Source organism: Paraburkholderia sp. BR14312, assembly GCF_040948675.1.
GTDB classification, from domain to species: Bacteria; Pseudomonadota; Gammaproteobacteria; order Burkholderiales; family Burkholderiaceae; genus Paraburkholderia; species Paraburkholderia nodosa_A.
Genome location: NZ_JBFPKI010000073.1, coordinates 1 through 526 on the forward strand (window position 1 = coordinate 1; position 526 = coordinate 526).

At 55.5% G+C, this 526-nt stretch carries 1 protein-coding gene; it reads right to left on the minus strand.

The window, feature by feature from the left end:
• A partial coding sequence (locus AB3X98_RS42055) for a hypothetical protein (protein ID WP_368607218.1) occupies positions 1-333 on the minus strand: 333 nt, incomplete at its 3' end.
• Positions 334-526 lie beyond the last annotated feature (193 nt).

A 526-nucleotide genomic window follows, 5' to 3' on the forward strand; every position in this document is an offset into this window, starting at 1 on the left:
TGCTGGAGCCGAGTCAGTACTTTTATTTATTGGCTGGCTAGCCCATGTGGCGCGGCCTTGGTCGACACAGCCGTCCCTTCCAACGGCGGAACCTGAAGGGGCTCGATGAGGGCTATCGACTACGTCGTCGCCGGCCCCGGTATCAAGTCGTTCATGTCTACGGCAATACTTATCATTTCTTTGAGGCTGCATGGTGACCGCAACGATGCAGGAAGCGCCGACTTCGTCCTCCGGGTCTTCGTCGTAGTGGTCCATTTCGGCACGGACGATATACGTGGTGTTTTTCGGCACCACGAAGGTCTCGATCTCGTCGTAGTCGATCCCAGGCTCCATCACATAGCCGCCTCAGAATCCTGACACGAAGTTTCGCGCGGCATATTGCACGGGTATTTGGAAGGATCTAGCAGGCTGTTGAAATACACTTCGCTGATACGCGGCCCATCGTTCCAACGAGCCGCCGCGCGAGGTTGGTCCATGTCGATTTGATGCCGGATGTCCTTAACTCAGGTGGAACCAATGTCATCTT